This is a genomic window from Streptomyces sp. CB02414 (assembly GCF_001905385.1).
In the GTDB taxonomy this organism is placed as follows: domain Bacteria; phylum Actinomycetota; class Actinomycetes; order Streptomycetales; family Streptomycetaceae; genus Streptomyces.
This window is the reverse complement of sequence record NZ_LIPF01000004.1, coordinates 594990-621151: the sequence shown is the minus strand read 5'-3', so window position 1 is coordinate 621151 and position 26162 is coordinate 594990. Positions and strand designations below refer to the sequence as shown.

Annotated in this window: 22 protein-coding genes and 3 pseudogenes; 11 read left to right on the top strand and 14 right to left on the bottom strand. The window is 69.9% G+C overall.

The annotated features are described in order from the left end of the window. Positions 1–532: 532 nt before the first annotated feature. The 4 genes and pseudogenes from AMK11_RS16885 to AMK11_RS38535 all read right to left on the bottom strand — a co-directional run bounded on the left by AMK11_RS16885 (position 533) and on the right by AMK11_RS38535 (position 7113). On the bottom strand, positions 533–3673 hold the full coding sequence (locus tag AMK11_RS16885) for an FAD-binding and (Fe-S)-binding domain-containing protein (RefSeq protein ID WP_073727842.1): 3141 nt from the start codon (positions 3671–3673) through the stop codon (positions 533–535). 37 nt (positions 3674–3710) lie between these two features. Continuing rightward, a pseudogene (locus tag AMK11_RS16880) lies at positions 3711–4764 on the bottom strand (enolase C-terminal domain-like protein). Beyond that, entirely contained in the window at positions 4764–4892 is a 129-nt protein-coding gene (locus AMK11_RS38970; RefSeq protein WP_274535675.1) for a hypothetical protein, read from the bottom strand. Before AMK11_RS38970 ends, AMK11_RS16880 begins: the two are co-directional and overlap by 1 nt. Positions 4893–5622: 730 nt before the next feature. Further along, positions 5623–7113 (bottom strand): FG-GAP-like repeat-containing protein, encoded by a 1491-nt coding sequence (locus tag AMK11_RS38535; RefSeq protein WP_079187481.1) that lies wholly within the window; start codon positions 7111–7113, stop codon positions 5623–5625. Between the two features lie 921 nt (positions 7114–8034). Between AMK11_RS38535 and AMK11_RS16865 the strand changes: the two genes are divergently transcribed. From AMK11_RS16865 to AMK11_RS16855, 3 genes are all read left to right on the top strand, one after another. Further along, positions 8035–8724: a hypothetical protein gene (locus AMK11_RS16865; RefSeq protein ID WP_073727841.1), complete on the top strand. Its 690-nt coding sequence runs from the start codon at positions 8035–8037 to the stop codon at positions 8722–8724. A gap of 90 nt (positions 8725–8814) precedes the next feature. Continuing rightward, positions 8815–9348, top strand: a complete 534-nt coding sequence (locus tag AMK11_RS16860) for a SigE family RNA polymerase sigma factor (RefSeq protein ID WP_073727839.1) — start codon at positions 8815–8817, stop codon at positions 9346–9348. A gap of 167 nt (positions 9349–9515) precedes the next feature. Beyond that, on the top strand, positions 9516–10223 hold the full coding sequence (locus tag AMK11_RS16855) for a hypothetical protein (RefSeq protein ID WP_073727837.1): 708 nt from the start codon (positions 9516–9518) through the stop codon (positions 10221–10223). A gap of 287 nt (positions 10224–10510) precedes the next feature. On the opposite strand, the pseudogene AMK11_RS38525 reads toward AMK11_RS16855, so the two are convergent. Continuing rightward, positions 10511–10796: pseudogene (locus AMK11_RS38525) on the bottom strand (hypothetical protein); the annotation flags it as partial. 3 nt (positions 10797–10799) lie between these two features. On the opposite strand from AMK11_RS38525, the pseudogene AMK11_RS16850 reads away from it, so the two are divergent. Further along, positions 10800–11195 (top strand): annotated as a pseudogene (locus tag AMK11_RS16850) (fumarylacetoacetate hydrolase family protein); the annotation flags it as partial. A 148-nt stretch (positions 11196–11343) separates the two neighbouring features. Here the strand turns inward: AMK11_RS16850 and AMK11_RS16845 are convergent. Further along, complete coding sequence (locus AMK11_RS16845; protein ID WP_073727835.1) at positions 11344–11817, bottom strand: nuclear transport factor 2 family protein; 474 nt, start codon at positions 11815–11817, stop codon at positions 11344–11346. A 117-nt stretch (positions 11818–11934) separates the two neighbouring features. Here AMK11_RS16845 and AMK11_RS16840 point away from each other — a divergent pair, with 117 nt between their 5' ends. After that, positions 11935–12525 (top strand): TetR/AcrR family transcriptional regulator, encoded by a 591-nt coding sequence (locus AMK11_RS16840; protein ID WP_073727833.1) that lies wholly within the window; start codon positions 11935–11937, stop codon positions 12523–12525. A gap of 51 nt (positions 12526–12576) precedes the next feature. On the opposite strand, the gene AMK11_RS16835 is transcribed toward AMK11_RS16840, so the two are convergent. Next, positions 12577–13350 carry a glycosyltransferase family 2 protein gene (locus AMK11_RS16835; RefSeq protein ID WP_073727831.1) on the bottom strand — a complete coding sequence of 258 codons (774 nt, stop codon included), beginning with the start codon at positions 13348–13350 and terminating at the stop codon, positions 12577–12579. 388 nt (positions 13351–13738) lie between these two features. On the opposite strand from AMK11_RS16835, the gene AMK11_RS16830 reads away from it, so the two are divergent. Continuing rightward, positions 13739–15457 carry a PP2C family protein-serine/threonine phosphatase gene (locus tag AMK11_RS16830; RefSeq protein ID WP_073727829.1) on the top strand — a complete coding sequence of 573 codons (1719 nt, stop codon included), beginning with the start codon at positions 13739–13741 and terminating at the stop codon, positions 15455–15457. A gap of 721 nt (positions 15458–16178) precedes the next feature. Here the strand turns inward: AMK11_RS16830 and AMK11_RS16820 are convergent. Further along, complete coding sequence (locus AMK11_RS16820; protein WP_198941382.1) at positions 16179–16601, bottom strand: MerR family transcriptional regulator; 423 nt, start codon at positions 16599–16601, stop codon at positions 16179–16181. Positions 16602–17011: 410 nt separating this feature from the next. Between AMK11_RS16820 and AMK11_RS16815 the strand changes: the two genes are divergently transcribed. Next, positions 17012–18517: a SulP family inorganic anion transporter gene (locus tag AMK11_RS16815; protein ID WP_073727825.1), complete on the top strand. Its 1506-nt coding sequence runs from the start codon at positions 17012–17014 to the stop codon at positions 18515–18517. A gap of 52 nt (positions 18518–18569) precedes the next feature. Here the strand turns inward: AMK11_RS16815 and AMK11_RS16810 are convergent, their stop codons facing one another. Further along, positions 18570–19343, bottom strand: coding sequence for a polysaccharide deacetylase family protein (locus AMK11_RS16810; RefSeq protein ID WP_073727823.1), 774 nt, complete (start codon positions 19341–19343; stop codon positions 18570–18572). 265 nt (positions 19344–19608) lie between these two features. On the opposite strand from AMK11_RS16810, the gene AMK11_RS16805 reads away from it, so the two are divergent. The 4 genes from AMK11_RS16805 (at position 19609) to AMK11_RS16790 (ending at position 22624) form a co-directional block, all read left to right on the top strand. Further along, entirely contained in the window at positions 19609–20115 is a 507-nt protein-coding gene (locus AMK11_RS16805) for a DUF2617 family protein (protein WP_073727821.1), read from the top strand. After that, on the top strand, positions 20112–20513 hold the full coding sequence (locus AMK11_RS16800) for a DUF4247 domain-containing protein (protein ID WP_073727819.1): 402 nt from the start codon (positions 20112–20114) through the stop codon (positions 20511–20513). The genes AMK11_RS16805 and AMK11_RS16800 overlap by 4 nt, the downstream gene beginning before the upstream one ends. 64 nt (positions 20514–20577) lie before the next feature. After that, a complete protein-coding gene (locus AMK11_RS16795; RefSeq protein WP_073727817.1) occupies positions 20578–21015 on the top strand; it encodes a DUF350 domain-containing protein in 438 nt (145 codons plus the stop codon). A 10-nt stretch (positions 21016–21025) separates the two neighbouring features. Beyond that, positions 21026–22624: a polyamine aminopropyltransferase gene (locus AMK11_RS16790; RefSeq protein WP_073727815.1), complete on the top strand. Its 1599-nt coding sequence runs from the start codon at positions 21026–21028 to the stop codon at positions 22622–22624. Here the strand turns inward: AMK11_RS16790 and AMK11_RS16785 are convergent. The 5 genes from AMK11_RS16785 to AMK11_RS16770 all read right to left on the bottom strand — a co-directional run bounded on the left by AMK11_RS16785 (position 22618) and on the right by AMK11_RS16770 (position 26039). After that, the gene (locus AMK11_RS16785; protein ID WP_073727987.1) at positions 22618–23403 is read right to left on the bottom strand and encodes a formylglycine-generating enzyme family protein; all 786 of its coding nucleotides are present in this window, start codon (positions 23401–23403) and stop codon (positions 22618–22620) included. The genes AMK11_RS16790 and AMK11_RS16785 overlap by 7 nt on opposite strands. 122 nt (positions 23404–23525) lie before the next feature. Further along, on the bottom strand, positions 23526–24164 hold the full coding sequence (locus AMK11_RS16780; RefSeq protein ID WP_143194584.1) for a hypothetical protein: 639 nt from the start codon (positions 24162–24164) through the stop codon (positions 23526–23528). Between the two features lie 110 nt (positions 24165–24274). Further along, positions 24275–24940 (bottom strand): maleylpyruvate isomerase family mycothiol-dependent enzyme, encoded by a 666-nt coding sequence (locus AMK11_RS16775; protein ID WP_073727811.1) that lies wholly within the window; start codon positions 24938–24940, stop codon positions 24275–24277. Between the two features lie 380 nt (positions 24941–25320). Next, positions 25321–25446 carry a hypothetical protein gene (locus AMK11_RS38965; RefSeq protein WP_274535671.1) on the bottom strand — a complete coding sequence of 42 codons (126 nt, stop codon included), beginning with the start codon at positions 25444–25446 and terminating at the stop codon, positions 25321–25323. A 98-nt stretch (positions 25447–25544) separates the two neighbouring features. Beyond that, the gene (locus tag AMK11_RS16770) at positions 25545–26039 is read right to left on the bottom strand and encodes a hypothetical protein (RefSeq protein ID WP_241846996.1); all 495 of its coding nucleotides are present in this window, start codon (positions 26037–26039) and stop codon (positions 25545–25547) included. Between the last annotated feature and the right edge of the window lie 123 nt (positions 26040–26162).

Below are 26162 nucleotides of genomic sequence, written 5' to 3'. Positions count from 1 at the left end.
GTTCATGTTCGTGCCCGGCACCAGCACCAGCAGCGGCATCCCGTTCCGAGGGTATCCGGCCGACAGCACGCTTGTACTGCCGGCATCGGTGGCCACCTCCCGGCGGCTGTGGGCCACCTCCCATGCGTCCAACCGGGCCTCACACCACGCTCGCACTCGCTGACGATCCATCACGCGAGCGGCCCTACATGAGACCTGAGCCCGGCAGACACCGCGAGCAGCATGACCGAGCAGAGCGAAGTGACACAAGGAGAACTCGGCCTGGTTCCCGGTCCGCTGGGTGTGGGGCAGGCTGCGTCTGAGGTCGGCGTCACCCCACCCCTGGCTCGGTGAACCGGACCCGGTACAGCTTGAAGATCAGCTCGCCCATCAGCCACCGCGTCCACAGCTGACCAGCAAGCCCCAGGTCACAAGCGATGTGATCGAGGACCGCCTGTCGAACGGCGGCCTCGCGGCCGGGACAGCAGCGCCTCAGGGCCGCGACCTGCGACCGGTCCCTGCCCTCCTCGTTGTCAGCGGGGCGGCTCCCTCGTCAGGAGCGTGCCGTACGGACGGCGACTGCGGTAACGGCGGCTGCCAACGCTGCGGTAGCCGAGATACGCAGGACGCGTTGACGCCATGGTGGAGCCGGGCGCAACAGGGCGTTCCTCTCCGGTTGGCTCGAGGCGGCACCCGCACCGTGTTCACGGGCCAGCTTCATGATCTCGGCGACGTGCAGGGCCTCGCGGCCAGTGTCGGCGTCCTTGATCTGGGTCTTGCAGGAGAACCCGTCGGCGACCACGACACAGTCGTCTCCGGCGTCGCGAACGGCGGGCAGTAGTGCCTGTTCGCCGCAGTCCATGGAGATGTCGTACTTGCCGGACTCGAAGCCCCACGAGCCGGCCAGGCCGCAGCAGCCTCCCTGCAGGTTTTCCACGTCGAGCCCCATGCCCTCGAGGAGCCGCTGGTCGGGGTTCATGCCGCCGGTGGCCCGCTGATGGCAGTGGCCCCACAGGAGAGCCTTGCCTTCCAGGGCGGGCGGCTTGATCTCGTACTTCTGGAAGAACTCGGCGAAGTGGAGGGCGTTGCGGGTCAGGCGCTTGCCGTCGTCGTCGTGCGGGAGCAGTTTCGGCAGCTCGTCCTTGAAGACGGCCAGGCAGCTGGGTTCCATTCCTACGACGGGCGTGCCGGCGCGCAGTTCGGGCCTCAGGATGTTCAGCACGCGGTGGAGGTAGCGTTCGGCGGCGTCGAGGAAGCCGTAGTCGTACAAGGGGCGGCCGCAGCAGATGTGCTGTGGGGGCATGATGACGCGCCAGCCGGCTGCCTCGATGGCTTCGACGCAGGCGACGCCGACCTGGGTGTGGAAGTGGTTGTTGAAGGTGTCGGGGAAAAGGACGACGGGCCGTCCGGTCGGGTTGGTGGTGCCGCCGCGCCGGGCGAACCACTCCTGCAGTGTCATCGGCGCGAAGCTCGGCAGGGGCCGTTTGCGGTCGATGCCCGCGACCAGTTTGGCGAGCTGTCCCAGGCCGGGGGTTTGGGTGGCGATGTTGGCGATCTCGGGGATGTGGGAGGCGAGGCGGGCGGTTCGGTCGATGAAGCCGAACGCGTATGCGTAGCGCGGGCGCCACCGCCTGGCGGACTTGAAGTGGTGGTGGAGGAATTCGGCCTTGTAGGTGGGCATGTCGACGTTGACGGGGCAGTCGTTGGTGCAGCCCTTGCAGGCCAGGCAGAGGTCGAGGGCGTCCTTGACCTCGTTGGACTGCCAGCCGTCGGTGACGACGTCGCCCTTGAGCATCTCGTACAGCATGCGGGCCCGTCCGCGGGTCGTGTGCTTCTCCTCGCGGGTCACCTGGTAGCTGGGGCACATCGTTGTCTCTGCCTGCGGGACACGGCACTTGCCGATGCCGACGCAGCGCAGCGTGGCGTGCGCGAAGTCGCCGCCGTCTTCCGGGTAGGCGAACTTGAGGGGGATGCGAGGCGGGTTGTAGTCGGTGCCGAGTTTGAGGTTCTCGTCCATCCGGTAGGGGTCGATGACCTTGCCGGGGTTCATCCTGCCCTGCGGGTCCCAGATCGCCCTGAACTTCCGCATGGCCTCCAGAAGTTCGCTTCCGTACTGCTTTTCCAGCAGTTCACCGCGCTGCTGGCCGTCACCGTGCTCGCCGGACACGGACCCGCCCAGGGAGACGACCAGATCGGCGGCTTCTTCCATGAAGGAACGGTAGGTGGCGAGGCCGTCGGCGGTGCGCAGATCAAAGCTGAGCCGGCTGTGGATGCAGCCCTGGCCGAAGTGGCCGTACATGGCGCCCTCGATGTCATGTCGGTCCATGACCTCACGCAGCTTGCGCACGTATTCGCCGATGCGGTCCGGCGGGACGGCGGAGTCCTCCCAGCCGGGCCAGTGGTCCTTGCCGTCCGGTGGGAAGGCGGTCGAGCCGAGCCCCCCTTCCCTGATCGCCCACAGGTGCTCGCTGGTGCCGCCCTCCTGCGTGCTTTTCGCCAGGCGGATGCGGTCGCGGGAGTAGCCCTTGTCGTCGGCGAGCCAGTCGATGAAACCGTGGGCCTGGCCGACGGACTCCTCCTTGGTGTCGGCGCCGAACTGGACGACGAGCCAGCCTCCACCGCCCAGGCGCGGAAGTTCCTTGATGTCCTCCACGTGCATGTTCTGTTCCTGCTGGTCCCGGATGAGCTCGTCGTCCAGGGCCTCCAGGCCGATCGGCCGCCACCGCTCGATGATCTCCTCGCAGTGCTCGGCGGCGTCGGCGAGCTCGTCGTACTCCACGACGACGGTGGTGCGCTGCAGCAGGGCTGGAGTGAGCTTGAGGACGGCCCGGAGCACCGTGGCGCAGGTGGACTCGGTGCCGACCAGGGCGCGTGCGACGTTGAAGCCGCGTTCGGGCAGGAGTTCGTCGAGGTTGTAGCCGGACACCCGGCGCGGCACCTGCTTCTCGGAGTGGAACCGTGCCCGGATGGTGTCGGCGTACTCGTCGCGCAGGTCGCGCAGTGCCGCGTAGATCTCGCCCTTGCGTCCGCCCGCGGCGATGATTGCGTCGAGCCGGTCTTCCTCGTTCACGCCGACCCAGAAGCGTTCGCCGTCATAGGTGACGATCTCCAGCGCCTCCACGTTGTCGCTGGTGCGCGGTCCGGGACCGTAGAGCTGCGACTGCACCGAGTGGATACCGCAGGAGTTGTTACCGATGTTGCCTCCGATGACACACCGGGAGTGCGTGGACGGGTCGGGGCCGAAGACGAGGTTGTGCTCGCCGGTGTGGCGGTTGAGGACCTCGTTGATGACGCCGGGCTCGCAGGTGACGAGGCGTCGGTCCGCGTCGATGTCGCCGATGGCCGTGAGGTACTTGGAGTGGTCGATGACGACGGCTTCGTTGACGGTCTCGCCGGACAGGCTGGTACCGCCGCCCCGGTTGAGGACGGGGGCGCCGAAGCGGTGGCAGATCTTGTGCACCGCGACGACGTCGTCCAGGGTTCGTGGGACGACGACTCCGATCGGCACCTGCCGGAAGTTCGAGGCGTCCTGCGCGTACAGGCCCAGCGACCCGGTGTCGAAGCGGACCTCGCCGTCTACCGCCTTGCGCAGGGCGCGTTCCAGCTTGCCGACCTCGACGGTCTGCCGGCCGCGTGGCGGGCCCGCGATGGCCGGGTGGGTCCTGATCGGTACGTCGCGCGTTGCCTTCGCCATCGGGTGCGGTTCTCCTCGCCGTGGTCAGGGGGTCCGGTCAGGACGGGCGTGTGCCGTGCACGCGGTAGGGCTCCGCGTCGGCCCATTTGACGTCCAGGCCGAGTCCCGGCCGACCCGGGTCGGGGCGCAGGGCGCCGCCGTCGGGTGACAGGGTGCCGTCGAACAGCAGCCGCTCGACGCGGACGTGGTCGTGGAAGTACTCCAGGTGACGCAGCCGGCGCACGGCGCAGAAGGCGTGGGCGGAGACGGCCGGCGCGCAGTGCGCGGACAGGTCGAGGTGCCGGACGGCCGCCAGGCCGGCGACTTCCAGTACGCCGGTGATGCCGCCGCAGCGGGTGACGTCGGCCTGCAGGCAGTCCACGGCCGGCGGCTCGACGAGGTTCGCGAAGTCCTGCGCGGTGAAGGCGTACTCCCCCGCCGCGATCTCCAGACGCGCCGGGCCACGCTCGCGCAGCATCCGCAGTCCCTCCAGGTCGGCGGAGGTGACGGGTTCCTCGAACCAGCGCACGTCCCACTCGTCCTGGAACCGGTGCGCCCAGTACAGCGCCTCCTTGCGGCCGAGCGCCCCGTTGGCGTCGGTGAACACTTCCGGTCCGTCGCCGAGCGCCTTGCGTACGGCAGTCAGACGGTCCGCGTCCCGTTCCGGGTCCCGTGAGGTCTTCAGTTTCACCCGGTCGATGCCCTGTTCGGCCCAGCCGGTGAGCTGGCCGGTGAGGCGGCCCAGGGAGTAGTTGGTGAAGCCGCAGGGCGATGTCGACGGCGGACAGGGCCATGGCGCCGACTCCGGGGCGGCCGGCGTTGCGGATCTGTTCGGCCATCCGCTGCCACAACGCGGTCCGCGACGTAGTGCTCACGCCCTCGATCAACGGGGCCAGTTTCGAGCGCACGAAGTGGGCAGTCGCCACGTCGCCGTAGCTGTAACCGAGACCGGTCCTGCCGGCGGCGTGCACCCTCACCAGTACCAGCGTGGTCGAGTCCCACTCCAGGGTGCCGTCCTGTTCCTTGCCGTCCGGCCCGTCGGTGGGGACCTGGAAGGCGTGCACGTCGACCGCGTCGACTGGGCACTCCTCCCCTGCCGTGTCACCGGCCATCAGTGGCGTCCGGGAAGATGGTCGAACGCGCCGAGCAGACCGTTGATGCCATCCCCCGGACAGCCGTACACACGCCGCACGCCCCACTCCGTCAGGCGTTGCAGGACGAAGTCGGCCATCAGCGTCATCACGTGCTCCCTCGAAGGCACCTCACCGTCATCACTGGGTGACCCGCGCACTGGTGCCGTAAACAGGGCACGTCACAGCGCCACCCGGGCGGGCTCGGAAAGCGGGCCTGCCGGGGCATTCCTCGCGTCGAGGGCACCCGCTCGACGCGCCAGGGCGCTGTTGTTCCTGGCGCGTCCTGAAGCCTTCGCGCTCGGCAGGCGGCGGGTCCGGTCACGGATCACAGGTCTGCGCACCGATACACGGACCATGCGAGTGGCGAGCTGCCCGCGGCGTCGCGGGTGGCAGCGGCGGGCAGCGCACACGGCCTTCTTCGAACGTTCGTTGCCGCAGTCCTGTCTCACATGCCACTTCGTGAGGAGGCATTCGCCGACTCGCCGACTCACTGGGGAAGTCGCCCGTCGGGCCGCAAACGCCATGCTCTGCGGGACGGAGTTCAGGGAGCTCCGGGCGTGACCAGTGTGGAACCCGAAGGAACTCGTCGGCGGCTGCAAGGACGCGGGTCGATGACCGAGCACGGCTGCACCGTTCCCCCCCTCGACAGTCAGGCTCCGGAGACTCGCTGAACGTCACGACGTGTCTCGTCGGCAGCAGCCCCACGGAGATCAAGTCAGCGAGCCACGGTGTTGCCGGACGGCCGGGAGCTGTTGGCGGGCCTCGTGGCCACGGGACCCGCCGTCGTGCTCCCGGCCGTGGTGGACCGGGTGGAACCGCGAGAGGGCAGAGCGAGGATCAGCTGATGGACCTCATGGCGTTCCAGCCGCCGTTGCCGACCTGAATGCTCGGCCCGTCGACCGGGCCGTGGACCGAGGTCCCGCCCTTGTAGAACTTCAGGGTGCCGTCCGCCGCGGTGGTCCACATGTCGGCGACGCCGTCGCGGTTGGCGTCGGCGGCTCCGGCGATCAGGGGCCGCCAGCTGACGGTGTACGAATGGCCGTACTCGGTCCGATCGCTGAACGTTCCGTTGGCCTGTCCGAGGTAGATGTACAGGATGCCGTCACGGGTGTCCCGGGCGAGCAGGTCGACCCGGCCGTCCCGGTCGGCGTCGCCGGGTGCGGTCAGGCTCATGACGCCCCAGCCCCCGTTGCCGATCTGGACGGGTGCGGCCACGGACGGAGTGGTGCCGCTGACGCCCGCGTACATGTACAGCTTGTCGTTGTACGAGACGGCGAGGTCGGGCTGTCCGTCAAGGGTGGCGTCGCCGACGCCGACGACCTGGGCGTTCGTGGGCAGTCCGGTGCCGATCCTGATCGGCCTGGCAAGCGAGCCGTCGCCGCGGTTGGGGTAGACGCGCAGTTCGCTGCCGACGCGGGCGACGATGTCCTCCATGCCGTCCCCGGTCCAGTCACCGCGGTGGGTGACGGAGGCGCCCGACCATCCGCCCGTCCCGATGAGGGTGCGCGTTCCGAGACCGCCGGTGCCCGTACCGGGGTAGAGGTACAGCCTGCCGAGGTTGTCGACCGCGACGAGGTCGGGCTTGTTGTCGCCGCTCAGGTCGCCCGGAACGAGGGACGCGGTACCGGTGATCCAGGAGCGCACGTCGTCGACGCGGGTCGCGATGGCTCCCGTCCGGGTTTCCGTGGACGGCATGCCCAGGCATCCGCCCTGCCACGACCTGCTGGTGACGGCGACCAGCTCCTGTGTCCCGCCCGCCTCTCGCAGGACGGGGCCGCCTGCGTCTCCCTGGCAGATGACCGCGTCGCCGGTGGCCGTCAGAGCGACGTCGGCCGAACCGTCGCCTGCTGCCGTGAACGAGGCGGTGTGCAGCTTGTCGGGGACCCATGTCGTCTTCGTGCGGCCGAAACCGGCTGCCTGGACGCTCTCTTCGGCCACCACCGGTGTGGCGGCCAGGGCGACCGGCTTCACGCCGGCGACACCTGTCTGCAGCTTCACCAGGACCAGGTCCCGGTCGGGATGCGGGACGAGTTCGACCGCCGCCCGAGTGGCCCCGACCGTGGTCTGGGTCAGGTCGGTGCGGCCGACGGTGACGGTGGTGCTGACGGCGGGCTTGCCGGCGGCGGGCTTACCGTCCTGGTCGAAGCAGGAGGCCGCAGTCAGCACCCACCGGGGCGAGACAAGTGTGCCGGTGCAGGCGGTCTGCTCCCCGACGTTGATCTTCGCGGTGAAGCCGAGCCCGGCGGGGGCATCGGCGCCATGGAGGGCGTTCGCCGGAGCGGTCGTCAACAGTGCGGCGAGCGCCGCGGCGGCGCTCGTGGTCCACATGAGGCGTGAACGATTGGCTATCAAGTATGTTCCCCAAAGGATTAAGGATCCGGCCGTGCGGAGCGCGTCAGAACGTGTGAGAGAAACGAGGCGGTGCGATCCACCTGCTGGTTTCAGGCGGTCACACGAATTCCGGCCAGGACAGAGCGCCTACCTCCGGGGAAAATGTCTCCTGCCCGGCCGGCGGAATACGGCCGTCGAGCTTCCTCGCAGAATTCCCTTGTCCGCGAGGACCCGTACCACATCGGAAGAGACCGGAATCCCCGAGCGCAGGCGGCGGGCATTTCCTCTGCCACCTCGGTCCCCCTGCCACCGACATGGAGGTCCGCGCGAGACCGGCATGCGACCGTCGACGAAGGCGAGATGCCACGTGAAATCCCTTTCAGGCAACGCGAGGTGACGCCAAGTCCGAAAGGTAGCTCCCCCATGAAGCCCCCTGCCCCCGCCACGCTGTTCTGACAGACGAACAGAATGCGACTGAAGCCTAACCCACCGTCAGCCCTTGAAACATGTGCCGTGGATCACAGTGTGATAATTCGAGTACTTGCACCTTCTCGTCAGGTTTTCGCGGCACTGATGTGTGTCAGCCAGGAGAACTGCCGGTGAACGAGTAGGGCGTCTCGAAGTTGTTCCGCATGAAGGTGCGGATTGTCCGATGAGGGCCGGGTAGTGGGGTCGGGTGATGCCGAGCATGGCCTGCTGCGTGCCGTTGCCCTTGAGCCGCCAGTCCCGCACTGTCTTCCAGTTCCCCCCGCTTCCTGCCGGGAGGTGAGCAGCGTCTGGCCCGCGGCTGCTCGCACGAGTGCGAGTGCGAGTGTCAGGAGATCTGCCCGCGCGTGCAACCCCCGGGCAGGCAACGGGAGTAGGAGTGAGTGGAGAGGCGCCCTCCGGTCCAATCACCCCACTTCCCGTAGGAGCAACGTGTCCAGCAGCTTGAAGAAGCTCGCGGTCGCCGTCGGCGCGGCCGCCATCGTGGTCAGTACACCGGTAACCGGTGCCTGGGCTGCCGGCGAGGTGTCTGGTGACGCCTCCGGCAAGGGGCTGCGGACGCAGTCGGCCACGCAGGGGGAGCAGCACCCGGCTCGGCACGCGCAGGGCGAGGAGCAGCGGACGGTGGCCCGTACCGTCGGCTCCGGCAGCATCGACGGCAAGGAGTGGTCGGTGACACTGCAGTTCTATCCGGCGGTTCCGGAGGACTTCCCCGCCGTCGACCGGACCTCCGGCTTCGGTGACTCCCGGCCCGAGAATCCCTCGTTGCTCTGTCAGCGGGTGTTCATCGGCGGCGTCCAGGTCGACCACCAGGCTGGGCCGTGGGCGGGTTGCTCCGTCGTGGACGGCCGGGACGACTTCGTCGAGGGTGCCGGGCTGCACGGCCTGACCGGCAAGGGCACGTCCGGGACGCGGATCTTCGTCGGCAATCCTTCCTCGGGTACGGCCACGGCCCGGTTGACGCTCGACGGCGGTACGGTCCGCACCGCTGAGGTGGTGACGCTGCCGGGGACCTCGTACCGTGCGTTCGCACTGCCCATCGCCGATGGCGAGACCATCGCGTCCGTCGACACCTTCGACGGACAGGGCAACCGGCTGACCCACGAGACGTACTGGGACTGACCCGCCTGTCCCGGTCCCCGGGTGCCGCCGGCATCCGGGGACCGGACCGTACCGCCTGCCCGCCCACACACCCGCAGGGACAGACTCTTCGTGCACACCGGACCGGCCCTCGCTGCCGAAGACGATTTCACGGCCTTCGCCTCGGCCTACTGGAGCCGCCTGGTCAGGACCGCCTACATGCTGACCGGTGATTTCCATGAAGCGGAAGACCTGGTGCAAACGACGCTGATCAAGGTGTACGCGCGGTGGGGCCGGGTTCGGCGGGAGGACGCGGACGCCTATGTGCGGCGCGCGCTGGTGAACAACAACCGCAGCCGCCACCGCCGCAGACGGGTCGCCCATCTGCTCACCCCTCTGCTTCCGGACCGCCCGCAGCGGTCCCGCGAGACCGAACGCCTGGAGGAGCGCGACGTGCTGATGGAGGCTCTGGCCGAACTGCCCGAACGGCAACGAGCCGTGGTTGTCCTCCGCTACTGGGAGGACCTCGGGGCTGACGAGGTGGCACGGACGCTGGGCTGCTCGCCCGGTACGGTCAAGAGCCAGGCTTCCCGTGCGCTGGCCAAGTTGCGGGCACACCCCGCCCTGGCAGGGTACGACCGCGCGGATCTCGGAGGCGCCGCATGACGGGCCCCCGCACACCTGGCGGGCAATCAGATGCCCGAAGGGCCTCGGGCGCCTCGGGCGCTTCCGTGCCGGACCGGCTCGGCCCCCTGCACGCCGCCGATTCCGCACCGGACGTGCGGCATGCGCTGGCCCGGGCGGCCGGGCGGACAGCGCCCGGACCAGCACCTGTGCAGGCCATCCTGGACGGTGCCCGTGCCCGGAGGTCGCGCCGCACCGTCGTGACCGCGGCGGCCGGGACGCTGGTGGCCGCGGTCACGGCAGCCGTCGTCCTGCCGCTGCTGACCGGCCCGCCACAGAAGGACGGCCCTCCCTCCGCGGCCTCGTCCCCCTCCGTCCCACCGGTTCCCGACGCCTTGGAGGCCGGAGAACGCAGCCGGGTGGTCCGCTCCGGCAGCATCGACGGCAAGGAGTGGTCGGTGACGTTGACCTTCTATCCGGACGTGCCGGACGACTTTCCCTCCACGGACACCGGCGGGGGCTCCGGCCTCGGCGGCGGTCCCCGGCCGGAGGATCTCTCGCTGCTCTGTCAGCGGGTCTTCATCGGCGGCGTCCAAGTCGACCACCAGGCGGGCCGTTGGGCGGGCTGCTCCGTAGTGGACGGCGAGGCCGACTTCGTCGAGGGTGCCGGGCTGCACAGCCTGACCGGCAAGGGCACGTCCGGGACGCGGATCTTCGTCGGCAACCCTGCCTCGGGTACGGCCACGGCCCGGTTGACGCTCGACGGCGGTACGGTCCGCACCGCTGAGGTGGTGACGCTGCCGGGGACCTCGTACCGTGCGTTCGCACTGCCCATCGCCGAAGGCGAGACCATCGCGTCCGTCGACACCTTCGACGGACAGGGCAACCGGCTGACCCACGAGACGTACTGGCACTAGCAGATGGGTCCAGAAAGCGCGGACCTCACCCGCTTGTGGAAGTCTCACGGCGTGCGTGGCAAGTAGGGGCCCGGGAGGAGCGTCATTGTTCCGGACTTCCGGGCGTAGACCTGGAGGAGCTCGGTGCCTCGACGTGCCCTGGGGATGGTTACGCTGACTTCGACGGTGACCGGTCCCGCAGACGGTGATCACCTCCGACTGCCGGAGGGAGACGTCGAGCGGGAACGCACCGACGGGCCGCGTCCGAGCATGCGTCCTGCCGGGAAACTGCCCGCCTCTGCCGTCCTTCACGTTGCGGATTGATTACATCCGTCTCGTGGATGACGTCCTCTGCGCACGTCCGGCGGGCCTGCCTCGCTCATCCCCCGGCCTCGTCGGCCATCCGTCCGTCTGCCGACGCGAGCGGCGGTCTCGCGCAGCCAGATGTGGGCCGCGTCGTGGGCGTACGGGGACGAGCGGCGCGAGGAGCCGGGCGAGGCGGGCCTGGATCAGGGCGATGCGCCGGGTACCGCTGATCAGCAGCGGCATGACCTGGAAGCTGTCGACGGAGACCTCGACGCGTGGCTCGATGCCGCCCTCGGTCCGTACCTGGTCACCGTGGACGAGCTGGAGCCGTACCGGGACACCGACGGCTTCCTGCGCCTGGCCCTGACCGCCGAGGTCAACGGCGAGAGGGTCGGCGAGGACCTGCTGTCCAACATGAGCTGGACCTTCGAGGAGATGACCGCCTACGCCTCCCGCGGCACCCGCGTCGTACCGGGTGACGTCCTCGGCTCGGGCACCTGCGGCAACGGCGGCTGCCTGGCCGAACTGCGGGGCCGGCGCGGCGAGCAGTCTCCGCCGCCGCTGAAGCCCGGCGACGCCGTCACCCTGGCCGTGGAGGCCATCGGCACCCTCCTCAACACCATCGTCCCCGGCGTCGAGCCCGTCCGGCTCCCCGCCGGCCGGCGCCGGTCCCGGGAGCGGCCGTGAGCGGCCTGCGCCCCAAGAGGCTGATCGGGAGGTCGTCGTCGCCACCGATGTGACCGAGGCGCCCGGCTGCCGAAGGGCAGGACGGCTGCGACGGCGGTTTCCTCCGGACGCGGCGGGACTGCCCCGCAGAGCCGGACCGCCCGGCACCTCAGAAGCCGAGGTCGCTCAGGCCAGGGTGGCTGTCAGGGCGACGACCCAGTGGCCAGAAGTACCTGCGGTCCGACGCGGCGATCGGCAACGTGTTGATGGAGGCGTGCCGGGTGCGCATCAGCCCGTGCTCGTCGAATTCCCAGTTCTCGTTGCCGTAAGAGCGGTACCAGTTGCCGGCGTCGTCGCGGTGCTCGTAGGCGAAGCGCACCGCGATGCGGTCGTCGCCGTACGCCCACAGCTCCTTGATCAGTCGGTAGTCGAGTTCGGTGTTCCACTTCCGGGTCAGCAACGCGACGATCGCTTCCCGGCCTGTGGCGAACTCCGTACGGTTGCGCCAGCGTGAGTCCGCCGTGTAGCCCAGCGACACCCTCTGCGGATCACGGGAGTTCCACGCGTCCTCGGCGAGGCGGACCTTCCCGATCGCAGTCTCGCGCGTGAACGGCGGTGCCGGGGGACGTACGGCTTCCGTCATGGTCGCTCCTTGTTCCGGGCTCCTCGTGAGCACGGCGAATCCCACCCAACGTGAGAACGGCCGTTCTCGCTTGGTCTGTAGACTAGAGAACGATGGTTCTCGCTGCAAGGAGGAGACATGGCGGACCGCGAAGCGGCGCGGGAACAGGCACTCAAGGCTGCCGAGGAACTCTTCTACAGCCGGGGCATCCAGGCAGTGGGAATGGACGCGGTACGCAACGCCTCGGGGGTGTCACTCAAGCGCCTCTACCAGCTGTTCCCCTCCAAGGAGGCACTCGTGCTGCAGTTCCTGCAGCGGCGCGACGAACAGTGGAGGCGGGCCCTCGCCCGCCACGTCGACACCCACACCGCCCCCGACGACCGGCTGCTCGCCGTGTTCGACTGGCTGCACACATGGTTCTCCGAACCGGACTACCGCGGGTGTGCCTTCATCAACTCCTTCGGAGAGCTCGGCGGCGTCTCCTCCGAGGTCGCCGACCAGGCCCGCCATCACAAGCAGGCCTTCCGTGACTACCTCGCCGGCCTCGTCGCGGCCTCCGGCCTGCCCACGGACATGACCGACCAGCTCGCGCTCCTGGCCGAGGGCGCCATCACGACAGCCGCGATCACAGGAACGGCTGCGCCGGCCGTACACGCGCGAACCGCCGCACGCCTGCTCCTGGAGGCCCACACGCGAAACGACCGGACCGGCTCCGCCGGCTCCCGGTAGGACGGGCCCATCCGCCCACCGTCCGTCCGCAGTGCGTTGACGAGGGCGGGGTCAAATGCGCGAGTTCCGCAGCGACTGCCACACAGCGCCGGCCAGCGCCCGCGTCGACCGCGGGACCGACAGATGCTCGTGCTCGCGGTACAGGGTCCAGTTGTACTGCACGAGCGACAGCTTGTTGGAGGACAGCGATCCTGCCTGGTGGGCCCTGTACACCGCGAGCGGCTCGGCCAGGCCTCGGGCGTCAGCGCCGTCCCGCATGATCGACAGCCACAGGGCGTAGTCCTGACGCTTGCGCATCTCCGGCATCAGCCTCGTGCCGAGAACGTTGCGGTCGTACATGGCTGTGAGTGCACCGATGTGGTCCCGGACCAGCATGGCGCGGTAGTCCACGTGCTCCCGCGCACGGATCACCCGGCCGTTGGGAGCCCAGTCGGTGCTCTCACCGTCATGGTCGGCGTCCATCTTGAAGTACGAGGTGAACGTCAACGGCGCGTGGCCTTGTGCGGCGAAGGCGAGCTGCTTCTCGGTCTTCTCCGGCAGCCACATGTCGTCCGAGTCGAGGAAGGCGATGTAGTCCCCGCGGGCCCGCTCGATGGCGAGGTTGCGGGCCCGGCCCGCACCTCCCCGCTCGGGCGCGGAACGGGGCAGGACGCGCTCGTCCTGGGCGGCGAACTCGCGCAGCAGGTCCATGGAGCCGTCGGAGGACTGGTCGTCGGTGACCAGCAGCTCCAGGTCGGTGTGGGTCTGCGTGAGTACCGATCGGACGGCCGCACCGAGGGTGGCCGCCGAGTTGTACACGGGCATCACGACAGACACCAAGGACACAGCGTTTCTCCTTCACCGGATCAGGAACGACGGTTCATTGAAGCACCGCTGCCGAAGGAGCGAAGCACCCCCCGACGTGGTCCGAGGGATCGAGGTGGACGTTGACGATACCGAGAAGCCGCCCGGCAGTGATCGTTGAGCTGGGCGGCGGGCGAGCGGCGTGACCCGCCGGCACGAAGAACACCCCGGCGACATGCTGGTCGCGCACGGCGAACAGGGGGCGGATCGCCGCGCGAGGTCCGGGAGGTCACCCGGGCGCAGGCCGGCGAGGCGCTTCGCACGGCGTAACACCAGTGGCCGACCGCCGCCCCCGGGACGAGGCTGTTCTTTACTGCCCCCGCTGTGCGTCGCTGGAGGCCCGAGCCCTCATGGATCATCTCCCCCCCGGGTGCCCGACGCACGCGCCCGTCTGGAGCGGGAGGCGATCAGAGGGTTGCTGCAGGCCCAGCGCCGGCGCATCCGGTCCTACACACGGGACTACTACACCGACCACCAGGCCGCTCCCGACAGACATCCCCCACCACAGGTTCCGCCAGTGCCGCCGGCCCCGACGGGACAGGAGGTCCTCGACGCGCTCCCCGTGCCGGCCCTGTTGGTGACCCCCGTGCCCGGTGACGACGGTGAGATCGTCGACACCCTCTACACGACCCAGAACGCGGCGGCCGTCGCCTACGTGACCGAGCGGCTCCCCGAAGGCACGCTCTCATGGTGGTCGGGGCCCGTGTCGCTGTACACACGGTTTCCCTCCCTGCGCCGGACGCCGATCGTCAGGATGATCAGCCGCGCGCACCGTGACCGTGCGGCCCAGGGCCCCGAAGCCGTCGAGTGGGTGCTCGGCAGCCCTTCCGGGCCGGTAAGGCTCATCACCGAAGTCCGTGTCAGCCCCTGCGGTGGCCAGCTGCTGCCCACCTGGGAACCCGGTCACCGCAGGCACATGGCCACCGCCGCCCAGCAGCTGGTACGCACATGCTGGGCGGAGTGGAATCTCGGGGACGACGGCGTCGAGCCTTCCCTGGGATTCCGACAGGTCCTCGGGCTGGCCGACGGCGCCGCGCTGCCCACCCTGTCCGACCTCGCGGGCACCGTCACGGAGGACAGTCTGCCCGGCCTCTACCAGATGCTGTACGACGTCATCCTGCGGAAGCGGACCGCGGACTGCACACTGCGCCTGCCCGGCAGGACCAACCGGATCACCCGCATGATCGCCGAGCCCGTACGGATCGCCCCCGGGACCATGGTCTGGGGCGTCCGCGCCGTACTCACCGACGTCACCGCCGAACGCCGCCGCCGTGAGACAGCAGACCACGCCGAACGAGAAGCACGTCGTCAGCGCCAGCACGCCAAGACGCTCGGGGAGGTCGCGGAGGCCCTGCGGGAAGCGGTACTGCCGCACTTCCACGACGAGCTGGCCGCCTACGGTCTCCAGGCCGCAGCCGTCTACCGGCCGGACGCACGCGAGGCGGGAGTGGGGGGCGACTGGTACAAGGCCCGCAAACTGCCGGACGGCCGGCTCCTGGTCGCTCTCGGTGACGCCCGGGGGCACGGACTGTCCGACGTCACCCTGATGGCGAAGCTGCGCTATGCCCTTGCCGGGCTCGCCCACACAGAGCAGCCGGTCGAGCAGCTTACGTACTGGCTCAACGAGACCGCCTGCGCCGACGGCACCGAGTCCACCGCCACCGGCGTCATCGCCAGCTACCATCCCGAGCGGCAGTTGCTGCGCTGGGTAACTGCCGGACACCCCACCCCGGTGCTGGTCCGCGACGGGCGCGCCACCTCCCTGCCCGCCCCGCCCGGCGGACCGGGACTTCCCCTCGGTGTGCTGACCGGCGCGGTCTACACCGCCGACGAGATCCCGCTCCGGATCGGCGACATCGTCCTCATCTACTCGGACGGCCTCACCGAGCGCCGGGACGGTGACCCGGACCTTGACACACTGCGCTTCCTCGACGCCGCCGAGGCCTCCTTGCGGACGGCAACCCCGGGCCCGGTCCGGGAGGGGCTGCACGCCTACGCCGAGCACCTCGTCGCACGCCTTGACGGCCCGCACCGTTCGGACGACGCCACCCTCCTGGCCCTGCGCCGGATCGCGCCGCACAGCGGGTAGCGCACCGACCGGCATCGCGGTGTCGGTCGCGGCGTACACGTCGGCGCGGAGGGCTTCCGCAAGGGCTTACCGGTCCTGTTCGCACCTGGCGTGGTGGGTGGGGTGACCGGTCGAGCAGCCCGGCCAGGGCCCCTCTCAGACCGTCGACGGCGCGAGAGAGCACCGTAGTCATCCCCGGCTCACGTGCCGCCTCGACGTTCTCCTCCCGGTCGTCGACGAGAAGACATCGGTCAGCGCGGGTACCGGCCTGCTTGCCGCCATCTCACAGATGCGGCGGTCCGGCTTGGCTCGTACTCGTCTCCCTGCCGAGCGGCGACTCGTCGACCATCAGTGGTGATCCGCCGGACAGCTCGATGCTTCCCAAGGTCGTGCTCACGATGGTCACCGAGCGGGTACAGGTGGCGCCCTTGGTCGCGTTGTTCGGGCCGCTCGGCTTCATGTGTCCGTTCGCTGTCGGACTTCGGGCAGGACTCCGGCGGATCCTTGAGCGACCGCTGATCGGCCCTCTGCACCACTCGACGGGCATCCTGGGAGGGTCCGGGTACGCGGCTCTGGTGTCACTGCTTACTCGTCGGCTCGAGCCTCGACAGGGAATGGTGATGAACGCGATCGCCACGGCACTCCTGGCCCTCGCAACCTGGATCGCGGCGGGTACTGTCGGCGCACTCAGGTGACTGCCGTCAGCCCTGGGCCCTGCGCGAGTATGGGGGTGCTGTGACCCTCATGGCTTCCGGACGCGGGCGTCCGGAGTGTTCTGGGCCAGGCGGGCGGCCAGGGTGGCTGCGAAGTCCTCGGCGCGGGCCAGCTGGACCCGCAGTTTCTCCACCTGTTCGGCGGCGGTCTGCTGGTACGTGCGGACGCGCTCCAGCAGGGCCTCGTGCTCGTCGGTGTCGAGAACGCCGTCGCCGTCCAGACGGTCGGTGGCGTCCAGCAGGTCGCGCATCTGCTCCAGGGTGAAACCGAGCGGCTTCATCCGGCGGATGACCATGAGCCGGGCGACGTCGGTCTCGGTGTAGAGGCGGAAGCCCCCCTGGGAGCGGGCGGAAGGGATGACCAGACCGGTCTCCTCGTAGTGCCGGATGGTGCGCAGGGACAGCTCCGTCCGCGCGGCGACCTCGCCGATCTGCATGTGCTTGTCGTCCAACGCCGTTCTCCTGGCTCTTCCCGTCGTGGCGGGCCGCTTCCCGTGTGACCCCGCCCGACCCCTACTCTAACGTTAGGGTAGAGTTGTCGTCGGTGAGGGCGGCCCGTCCGTCCTGCCTCTGCCGTTTCCGGGGCCGACGACGCCCCCGGCGAAGACTCGATTCTTGCAGGAGTGAGCGTGCGCGAGCCCATGACGCCCATCGCCGCCGCCTGCCCGCCGTGACCCTTCGCCCGCGGATGTGAGCCGCCCGGCTGCGCGTGTGCGCCGCCCCGCTCTCGTCCCTCCCCCTTCCGACTCACCCGCCCGCTCTGCGGGCCGTCCGCGGGGTGCCGGCCCGGCCCCTGCTCACCCTTCCCGCGCGCCCCGGCCTGCCGCCGGCGTGCGCCCGAGCACGACAGGTACGCATCTCCTTGTCTTCTGCTGCTGTGACTCCTGCGGCGCGCCTGCGTGGCCTGCGCCCCGACTGGCTGAACAACCCGAAGGTCTGGCGCACCGAGGTCCTGGCCGGCCTGGTCGTCGCCCTGGCCCTGATCCCTGAGGCGATCTCCTTCTCGATCATCGCCGGTGTCGACCCTGCGGTCGGCTTGTTCGCCTCGTTCACCATGGCCGTGACGATCTCCATCGTCGGTGGACGCCGCGCGATGATCTCCGCCGCCACCGGCGCGGTCGCGCTCGTCATCGCGCCCGTCAACCGCGAGCACGGCCTCGGCTACCTGGTCGCGACCGTCATCCTGGCAGGCGTCTTCCAGATCGTCCTGGGCGCGGTGGGCGTGGCCAAGCTCATGCGGTTCGTGCCGCGCTCGGTGATGACCGGCTTCGTCAACGCCCTCGCCATCATGATCTTCATGGCGCAGGTGCCGGAGATGCACGACGTGCCCTGGCCGGTGTACCCGCTGCTCCTCGGTGGTCTGGCGCTGATGGTGCTCTTCCCGAAGGTCACCAAGGTCGTCCCGGCGCCCCTGGTGTCCATCGTGATCCTCACCGTGATCACCGTGGCAGCCGGGATCGCGGTGCCGACCGTGGGCGACAAGGGCGAGCTGCCGTCCTCGCTGCCGGTGCCGGGCCTGCCGGACGTGCCCTTCACCCTGGACACTCTGACGACCATCGCCCCCTATGCCCTCGCCATGGCGCTGGTCGGCCTGATGGAGTCGCTGATGACCGCGAAGCTGGTCGACGACATCACCGACACCCACTCCTCCAAGACCCGCGAGTCCATCGGGCAGGGCATCGCCAACGTCGTCACCGGCTTCTTCGGCGGCATGGGCGGCTGCGCCATGATCGGCCAGACCATGATCAATGTGAAGGTCTCCGGCGCCCGTACCCGCGTCTCCACGTTCCTGGCGGGCTCGTTCCTGATGGTGCTGTGCATCGCCTTCGGGCCCATCGTCTCGGACATTCCCATGGCCGCCCTGGTCGCCGTCATGGTCATGGTCGCCTTCGGCACCTTCGACTGGCACTCCATCGCGCCCAAGACCCTCAAGCGGATGCCCACCGGTGAGATCGCCGTGATGGTCATCACCGTGATCGTCGTGGTCGCCACCGACAACCTCGCCATCGGTGTCGTGGTCGGCTCCCTCACCGCCATGGTCATCTTCGCCAGGCGCGTCGCGCATCTCGCCCAGGTCACCGCCGTAACCGACCCCGACGGCGGCACGGTCGTCTACCGGGTCACCGGCGAGCTGTTCTTCGCCTCCTCCAACGACCTCGTCGGCCAGTTCGACTACGCGGGCGACCCGGAGAAGGTCGTCATCGACCTCTCCTCCGCCCACATCTGGGACGCCTCCTCCGTCGCCGCACTCGACGCCATCGAGACCAAGTACGCCCAGCGCGGCAAGACGGTGGAGATCACCGGCCTCAACGACCCCAGCGCCGACCTCCACGGCAAGCTCACCGGAGAACTCGCCGGCAGCCACTGACCCCGGCACCGCACGAACAGAGCAGGGGCCCCGGCCCGGGCGGCGGAAGGTGTCAGTGGACCGGAAAGCCGAACGAGTATCCCTGCTCCCTGAGCCAGGGGAGGACCCTGCGCAGGGCTTCGACCGTCTGGGCGCGGTCGCCCCCGGCGTCGTGGAAGAGGATCGTCGGCCCGTTGCGCAGCTCGCGCTGGACGGTGGCGACGATGGCGTCCGTGCCGGGCCGCTCGAAGTCCTTGGTGTCCACGTTCCAGCCCAGTGGACGCATGCCCCGGGACGCGGCCAGCTTGCGGCTGTGGGGGGTGAAGGCACCGCCGGGGGCCCTGTAGTACATCGGCCGTACGCCGCCGGACGCCTCGGTGATCATGCGCTCGGCGTCGAGGATCTCCTTGGACTGGTACTCCTCGGACTTCTTGTCCATGGCGGTGTCGTGCGACACCGAGTGGTCGCACAGCCGGTGCCCGGCCGCGACGACGTCCTTCACGAGGTCCGGGTGGGCCTGGGCCTGCGTGCCCGTCACGCAGAACGTGGCCTTGACCCCGTACTCACGCAGCACGGCGAGCACTTGCGGCGTCCAGGTGGGGTCGGGCCCGTCGTCGACGGTGATGTTGACGCCCCGCGCTCCCTCGTCGGAGGCGTGCGCGATGGCCGGGTCGACCGGCTCGATGTCACTGTCCGGCGTGGCCGGCGCGGTCGCCTTCGGTGCCGCCGCGCCCACGGGTCCGGCCTGCGCGGTCCACACCGAGGCGCCGACCGCGAGGACCGTCACTCCGAGGGCCGCCCCGGCCACTTTGCCGTACCAGGCCCGTCCGCCACCGTGCCGCGCCATGTCCGTCCCGCCTTCGCGTAGTTCCTCGCCGTCCCCCGGTCCCGTCGGGACCACCTGGCAGGACGGAGGACCGCGGCCGTGGGATGCGTCCGTTACCGATCACGGACAATTCCGGGGGAGTTCACGGACAACCGAGCGGCTCAAGGGGCGATGGCGGGCGCGGCGGTGGGACAAGGAGCCGCCGCGGGTACCCCGCCGTTCGGACACCCGAGGAGCCGTGTGCCATACTCAGCGCCGCTCGTAGCAATATCGGACCGGGGGCCGCATGCACGCACTGTCACTGCAAGCCCCCTATCTGGACACGGACGCGGACCAGCTCTGTTTCTCACTGGACCTGGGCGAGCGGCCGGCGCTCGCCGAACGCGAAGCGCTCGTGGGGGGACTGACCGTACGCATGCGGTTGCTCGGCGCGTCGCACCAGGTGTTCGCCGGGCCCGTGCGGGAGACCGTGGCGTGCCTGCCGGGTGCCGCCCGGGGGCTGCCGGCCGGACTCACCCGGCAACTGGCGGGCTGGACCTACGACTTCAGCGCCTCCACGGCGCGCCTCGACCCTGACGAGTTCAGCGCGCGGGTGGCGCAGGTCCTCGGCCGGGCGGCGGACGCGGAGCACAGCCTGTGCGGGACCTTCCCGGGTTCGCCGGAGGCGGTGACGGCGGTGGTCGTCGAGGCGACCGACGAGGCGTCACCTCCCGCGCTGGCCTGGCGCACCTGGCACACGTACCCGCAGAACGGGCAGATCGTATCGACGCGCACTCGACTGGAGGCCCGATGAACAGCGCCCGACTCGTCCGCGCAGCGGTGGCGGCCGCTCTGCTCACCGTTTCGCTCGCGGCCTGCTCCAGCGACGGGGACGACGGGGTTCCCCGCTCCTGGATCCGCGACCAGTACACCTCCAACGGGTCCCGGTGGCTCGACAAGGACAGTGGCCCCACTCGGGTCGCCGACGCGATCGACGACCAGCGCGAGGCGCTCGACCGGTCTTCCGGGGGCGGCATGCAGTTCCTGCGCTACGGGGACGACATGGTGACCGTCTCGCCGTACCGGGGCGGCAGCATGATCGAGATCGAGGACTACCGCAACGGTTACCGCCGCCACCAGCAGCACCTCGTCAATTGGCCCAACCCGAACAGTCAGAGTTACCGCGGCGGCGGTCCGGGCGAAGGCAAGTGAGCCCCGTGCCGGCCGGCCAGCACCACCTCCTCGCTTCGACGACGCTCTCCAGAAAGGCATCCCAGTGACCGAGATCTTCGAGTCGGCCGGTCAGGCCCTGCTCTACGGAGTCGTGGGCCTGGTCGTGATGGCCGTCGGCTTCGTCGCCCTGGACCTTGTCACGCCCGGCAAGCTCTTCCACGTGGTGTGGCGGGACCGCAATCGCGGGGCGGCCGTGCTGCTGGGCAGCCAGTCCGTAGCGGTGGGCCTGGTCGTCATGGAGGCCATCCGGGCCAGCGAGTCGGAGGAGGGGCTGGGCCAGGGCCTGTTCAGCACGCTCCTCTACGGCTTGGCCGGCGTGCTGGTGATGACACTGGTCGGCATCGTGATCGGCAAGCTCGCGCCGGGCCAGATGGGCGCGGTCGCCCTGGAGGACATCGGGGACCGCCCGCACCCCGCCGCCTGGGTGCAGGCCGGCATGTACCTGGGCACCGCCTTCATGGTCGGCGCGGCCCTCTCCTAGAACGGCTCCCATGAGTTCCACCACCCTGGACGACCGCGGCACCACTGCCACCTCCCGCCCCCCGGGGACTCCTTCGCCCCGGGGGGCGCGGTTCCTTCTGCTGCTCGCCGTCTTCCTCTGTGCCGCCTGCGGCCTCGTCTACGAACTGGCACTGACCGCGCTGGGCAGCTATCTGGTCGGCAACTCGGTGCTCCAGACCTCCGTGGTCATCTCCGTGATGGTCTTCGCCATGGGTGTGGGCTCGCTGGCGGCCAAACCGCTGCGGCGTCGCGCGGTCGTCGCGTTCGCGGTGCTGGAAGGCGCCCTGGCACTGATCGGCGGCCTGTCCGTCCTGGGCCTGTACGCGGCCTTCGCCTGGCTGCAGCTCTACATGCCCGCGATGATCGTGGTGTCCCTGGTGATCGGCATTCTGATCGGCGCCGAGATCCCGCTCCTGATGACCCTCCTGCAGCGGATCCGCCGGCAGGACGCGAGCAGTGCCGTCGCCGACATGTTCGCCGTCGACTACATCGGTGCCCTCGTCGGCGGCCTGTGCTTCCCGCTGCTCCTGCTGCCGGCCTTCGGCCAGCTGAAGGGCGCTCTGGTGGTCGGCTCGGTCAACGCGGTCGCCGGCGTCATCGTCGTGGTGTTCATCTTCCGCCGCGAGATCCGCCGCATGGTGAAGGCCGGTCTGCTGGCGGGCGTCGCCGCGGTGCTGGCCGTGCTCTGCACGACGTACGTGTTCGCGGACGACCTGGAGATCACCGCGCGTCAGCACATGTACGCCGACCCCATCGTGCACGCCGAGACCACCCAGTACCAGGACATCGTCATCACCCGGTCCACCGCCTTCACCGGGGACCCCGACATCCGGCTGTTCCTGAACGGCGATCTCCAGTTCAGCTCCGTCGACGAGTACCGCTACCACGAGTCCCTCGTCCACCCCGCGCTGTCGGGCCGTCGCTCCAACGTGCTGATCATGGGTGGCGGTGACGGGCTCGCGCTGCGCGAGGTGCTGCGGTACGAGGACGTCCGGCACGTCACCCTCGTCGAACTCGACCCTGCCATGACCCGGTTGGCGCGGGACTACGGGCCGCTGCGCGCGCTCAACCGGGACGCGCTGGACGACCCGCGGACCGAAGTGGTGAACGCCGACGCCTTCAACTGGCTGCGCGGTGCCCGGCAGCAGTACGACGCGGTCGTCATCGACTTCCCCGACCCTGATTCAGCATCGCTGGCCAAGCTGTACTCGGTCGAGTTCTATCATCTGCTCGGCCGGGTCCTGACGCCGCAGGCCAAGGTGATGGTGCAGAGCGGATCGCCGTTCTTCGCGCCCAAGACGTACTGGTCGATCGCGAAGACGATCGAGGAGGCGGGGTACTCGACCACGGAGTTCCAGGTCGATGTGCCGAGCTTCGGCAACTGGGGCTTCGTGCTCGCCGCCCGCGACAGCGAAGCACCTGAGCTGCGGCTCGCCGCGGACGCTCCCGAGCTGCGGTACCTGGACGACGCGGTGCTCGAAGCGGCGACCGTGTTCCCCGTCGACCGCCGCCGCACCGACGTACGGCCGAGCACCCTGATGGACCCCGCGGTGCTCGAATACGTCCTGGACGAGTGGCGCAATTACTGAGTCCCGCCGACCGGCCGGGCCGGGGCCGCCAGGCGGAAGCCCACGCCGATCGCCACGAGGTCCGGCTCGTAGGCGCCGTGCCGGCGGGCGCACCGGGCCAGGTCCCGGTCGTGGCGGAACGCGCCGCCCCGGGTGATGTGCCGGTCGAAGGCCCAGTCCTCGGTGCCCGGCACATCGGCGGGGGCGCCGGGGTAGGGCGCGTAGGGGGTCGAGGTCCACTCGTCGGCGTTGCCCGCCATGTCGAGCACGCCGAAGGGGCTGGCTCCGCCGGGGAACGAGCCGACCGGCGTCGTGGTGCCGATGCCGAGGTCCACGAGATTGGCCAGACCGGTGCGGTACTCCTCGCCCCACGGGAACTCCCGGTCGTCGTCGCCCCGCGCGGCGCGCTCCCACTCGTCCTCCGTGGGCAGTCGCACGCCGAGGCCGATGCGGTTCCCGAGCCACCGGCAGTAGGCGGTCGCCGCCTCATAGGGGATCCCGATGACGGGGTGGTCCACCGGCGTCGCCGGGACCGGCCGGCCGGAGGCCGCCGCGAAGGGTGCCCACTGGCCGACGGTGACGGGCGTGCGGGCGATCCGGAAGGCCGGAACGTGGATCTCCGCACGCGGGACTTCCTTCTTGTACCAGTCCACCGGCACTCCGGTGTCCGCGTAACGGCGGGCCACCGCCGCCACTTCGTCGCCCGGCGTACCCCGACACAGCGTTCCGGCCGGGACCTCGACCCAGTCCACCTGCTCCACCCGCACGGCTCCTCCCCCGCTTGAACGGACCACTCCCATGATCGCCTCGGTGGCGGTGGCGGGCTTCGGCCGATGGTCCCGTCCCGACCGCGACCTCGGAACGAGGACCTCGTCCACCGCAGGCCGTGCGGGTCCCGGCCCAGCAGGCCTTGTGCCGCTCGCTACGTCCCTGCCGCGAAGGGGTCGCCGTGCCCCGGAAGCTGCCCTTCCGGCGGCACGTACCGCAGTCGGCCGTTCTCGTCCGCCACCAGGGCGAAACAGGCTTCCTCCAGCAGAGCGGCGGACTTGCCGGTGTAACGTCGGTTGACAGCGAATCCGATCGGAGTGAGGGCCATCAGTGCGGCCCAGGCCGCGCAGGCGATGCCGACCGCGGTGGCACCCGAGCCGAGCACGAAGCCGATGGGCACAGCCAGCGGAAGGGCGGCGACACCCGAGAGCAGAAGCAACTGCTTGTTGCCGTACATGGCGGTGATGTCGAACGTGATGCGGGCCTTGAGAAGCTCGACCGCCTCGGGCACGAGAGGTGGCAGCGTTCCCCCGTCGATCGCCTCCGGGTACAGCTCCCAGTTCCGCGCAGCTCGCGCGCGGGCTCGCGGGCTGGGGTCGGGCACGATCAGCATCACGTACCCGTTGCCCTGTGGCCCGCCGCCCTGCCGTATGTCCGCGTACGCGTATCCGAACTGCTGGGCGACGTAGGCGAGGCGGGTCAACTTCTTCGTCGTCGCGATGAAGGGGGCGACCTCGACCGGCCCCCCTGCCGCCATCTGCCGCAGCATCTTGCGCGCAAGCCGTCTGCTCACCGGCCCCCCTCCGTCACTCGCCCATCCTCCACAGTCGTCGACAACGCCGTCAAGAAACCCGAGTACTGGCTCCACGATCGGGATGCGCTGGACGACGCGGAAGGCTGCCCTCACGCCGTTCCGCAGCGCTCGCGCAGGAGCTCGACGCCGTCGCCTTCCAGGTCGTCGAGATGGGCCGCGCGTCCGGTCATGGCCATCGTCAGGGCCAGGGTGCTGCCGGACACGACTGCCCCGGATCCGGTCTCGAACGGGCCGTCGTTCGCGACGAGTCGCAGGCCGGTGATACGTCCCTTGGCAACGACGACCTGATCCGACCCCCGGTAGTACTCGGCGACCCGTGTGACCGCCCGGGTCGGGTAGTCGCGCCGCATGCCCAGGGGACGCCGGATGTCCTCCGCATGCACGATCGTCTCGCCGAGCATGGCCACGGCGGGCAGAGGCGGCTTGGTCCTGCTGGGGACGACATGCCGGAACCGGTCCAGTGTTTCGGCGGGGGTCGCACCGAGCTGTTCGGCCAGCCGCATCGCCACCTGCTTGTCGAAGTCGAACCCGCAGCTGATCACGCCCGCCAGCCAGCGCACGGCATTGAGGCTCGCCCCCGCGGTCAGGTGCGCCAGGACCTCACGCACCGTCAACCCGGCACACAGCGACGGGGTCGTCCACCGGTCGTCGGGCAAGTCGGCAAGGTCGGCTGCCAAAGCCGCTCGCTCCGTACGGATCAATGACCAGACCTCGGTTTTCGGGTCGCGGTCTGCTGCCAGTTCCGAACCAGTCATGCGAGCGAGTCTCCTGTCACCAGTCGTGCTCCGGATCACACCTGGTCCACAAGACGTGCTCGTCCGGCAGGTGTTCGGACAACAGACTTTCCCACTGGAGGAAACTCATCGCCCACCGCGCCTTGGAGCTCAGGTCAGTGCGGTGGCATGCTTCCAGGCGTGATCAAGAGAAGCGAGTCCGTCCCCCGCCGGTGAGCGAGACCGTCCGGGCCTGGACCGGGACCGGCCTCGCGCCTGTCGCCGTCGGGCTCGCCTTGCTCGCCCGCCGAGGCCGGCCGCCTGTCGAACGCCTTCGGCTCCCTGGCGGTGCGTGCCCTGGATCGCCTGCCGGACGGTGCCGAAGCGCTGATCTGGCTCGCGGAACGGGTGACCGCCTACGGCTACTTCGCCGCGGAGGTCGCGCGGGTGACCGTGCTCCACGAGGTCGTCACCCGGGACGGGAACGGCGCCGAGGTCCTGGACCACACGGGCCGGATCCTCCACACCATGACGTACTGCGAGGGCATGGGCACCTCCCTGGGCCGACGACCCCACACTCTCAAGGTACGGCTCGCGGACTCCGCGGCCTCTTCTTGGTCCGGGCGCGGATCCGGCCGCACCGCGCTCAGGGCTTCTCGCCGCGCGTGTACGGGCCGAGTATGTCCCGGAACACGGTGTCGCCCGGAGGCTCGAACTCCTTGGTGTCCGCGCCGCGTTCGACGAACGGCGTGCAGATGGCAGAGGTGCGGGCGACCATGCGGTGGGTGCCGAGCAGGCGGCCGGTGCGGGCCTCCAGGACCCGTAGCTCGTACCGGCCTTCGTAATGGGAGATCTCCCGCCGTCCCGCTCCGGCCGCGGGCGAGTCGTACCGGCACACCTTGAGGAGTTTGCCCAGCCCTTCGTACCGGGCGCAGGCGACGAGTTGCACCCGCTCCGGCAGCGGTGCGAACGGATCGGTGCGGTCGCGGCCCCGGCCCTCGAACTGGTGCAGCAGTCCGTTGACATGGACGACCACAGGGCGCGGTCCGGACGCCGACACGCGTGCTGCCCGGGGCACCGGCCGGCTCCCCTCCTCCTGGCACAGTCCGTCGAACGAGAAGAGGTTGAGGCGTGTCTCCACCGGGCGTTCCGGCACCGGAGTGACCGGCCGCCCGGAGGACCCCGGGGCGACGGAGAAGGCCGGGGTCGCGACGGGCCCCCCGGTGTCACGGTCACTGCCCGCCGGCCGTCCCAGCAACCCAAT

What these genes read in the sequence shown, in the direction of transcription:
- AMK11_RS38535 (WP_079187481.1), bottom strand. Translation starts at nt 7,113, where the DNA reads ATGTGGACCACGAGCGCCGCCGCGGCGCTCGCCGCACTGTTGACGACC.
- AMK11_RS16785 (WP_073727987.1), bottom strand. Translation starts at nt 23,403, where the DNA reads ATGGGAGTGGTCCGTTCAAGCGGGGGAGGAGCCGTGCGGGTGGAGCAG.
- AMK11_RS38970 (WP_274535675.1), bottom strand. Translation starts at nt 4,892, where the DNA reads ATGACGCTGATGGCCGACTTCGTCCTGCAACGCCTGACGGAGTGGGGC.
- AMK11_RS38965 (WP_274535671.1), bottom strand. Translation starts at nt 25,446, where the DNA reads ATGCCCTCGCAGTACGTCATGGTGTGGAGGATCCGGCCCGTGTGGTCC.
- AMK11_RS16790 (WP_073727815.1), top strand. Translation starts at nt 21,026, where the DNA reads ATGAGTTCCACCACCCTGGACGACCGCGGCACCACTGCCACCTCCCGC.
- AMK11_RS16840 (WP_073727833.1), top strand. Translation starts at nt 11,935, where the DNA reads ATGGCGGACCGCGAAGCGGCGCGGGAACAGGCACTCAAGGCTGCCGAG.
- AMK11_RS16885 (WP_073727842.1), bottom strand. Translation starts at nt 3,673, where the DNA reads ATGGCGAAGGCAACGCGCGACGTACCGATCAGGACCCACCCGGCCATC.
- AMK11_RS16775 (WP_073727811.1), bottom strand. Translation starts at nt 24,940, where the DNA reads ATGACTGGTTCGGAACTGGCAGCAGACCGCGACCCGAAAACCGAGGTC.
- AMK11_RS16845 (WP_073727835.1), bottom strand. Translation starts at nt 11,817, where the DNA reads ATGACGGAAGCCGTACGTCCCCCGGCACCGCCGTTCACGCGCGAGACT.
- AMK11_RS16805 (WP_073727821.1), top strand. Translation starts at nt 19,609, where the DNA reads ATGCACGCACTGTCACTGCAAGCCCCCTATCTGGACACGGACGCGGAC.
- AMK11_RS16800 (WP_073727819.1), top strand. Translation starts at nt 20,112, where the DNA reads ATGAACAGCGCCCGACTCGTCCGCGCAGCGGTGGCGGCCGCTCTGCTC.
- AMK11_RS16810 (WP_073727823.1), bottom strand. Translation starts at nt 19,343, where the DNA reads ATGGCGCGGCACGGTGGCGGACGGGCCTGGTACGGCAAAGTGGCCGGG.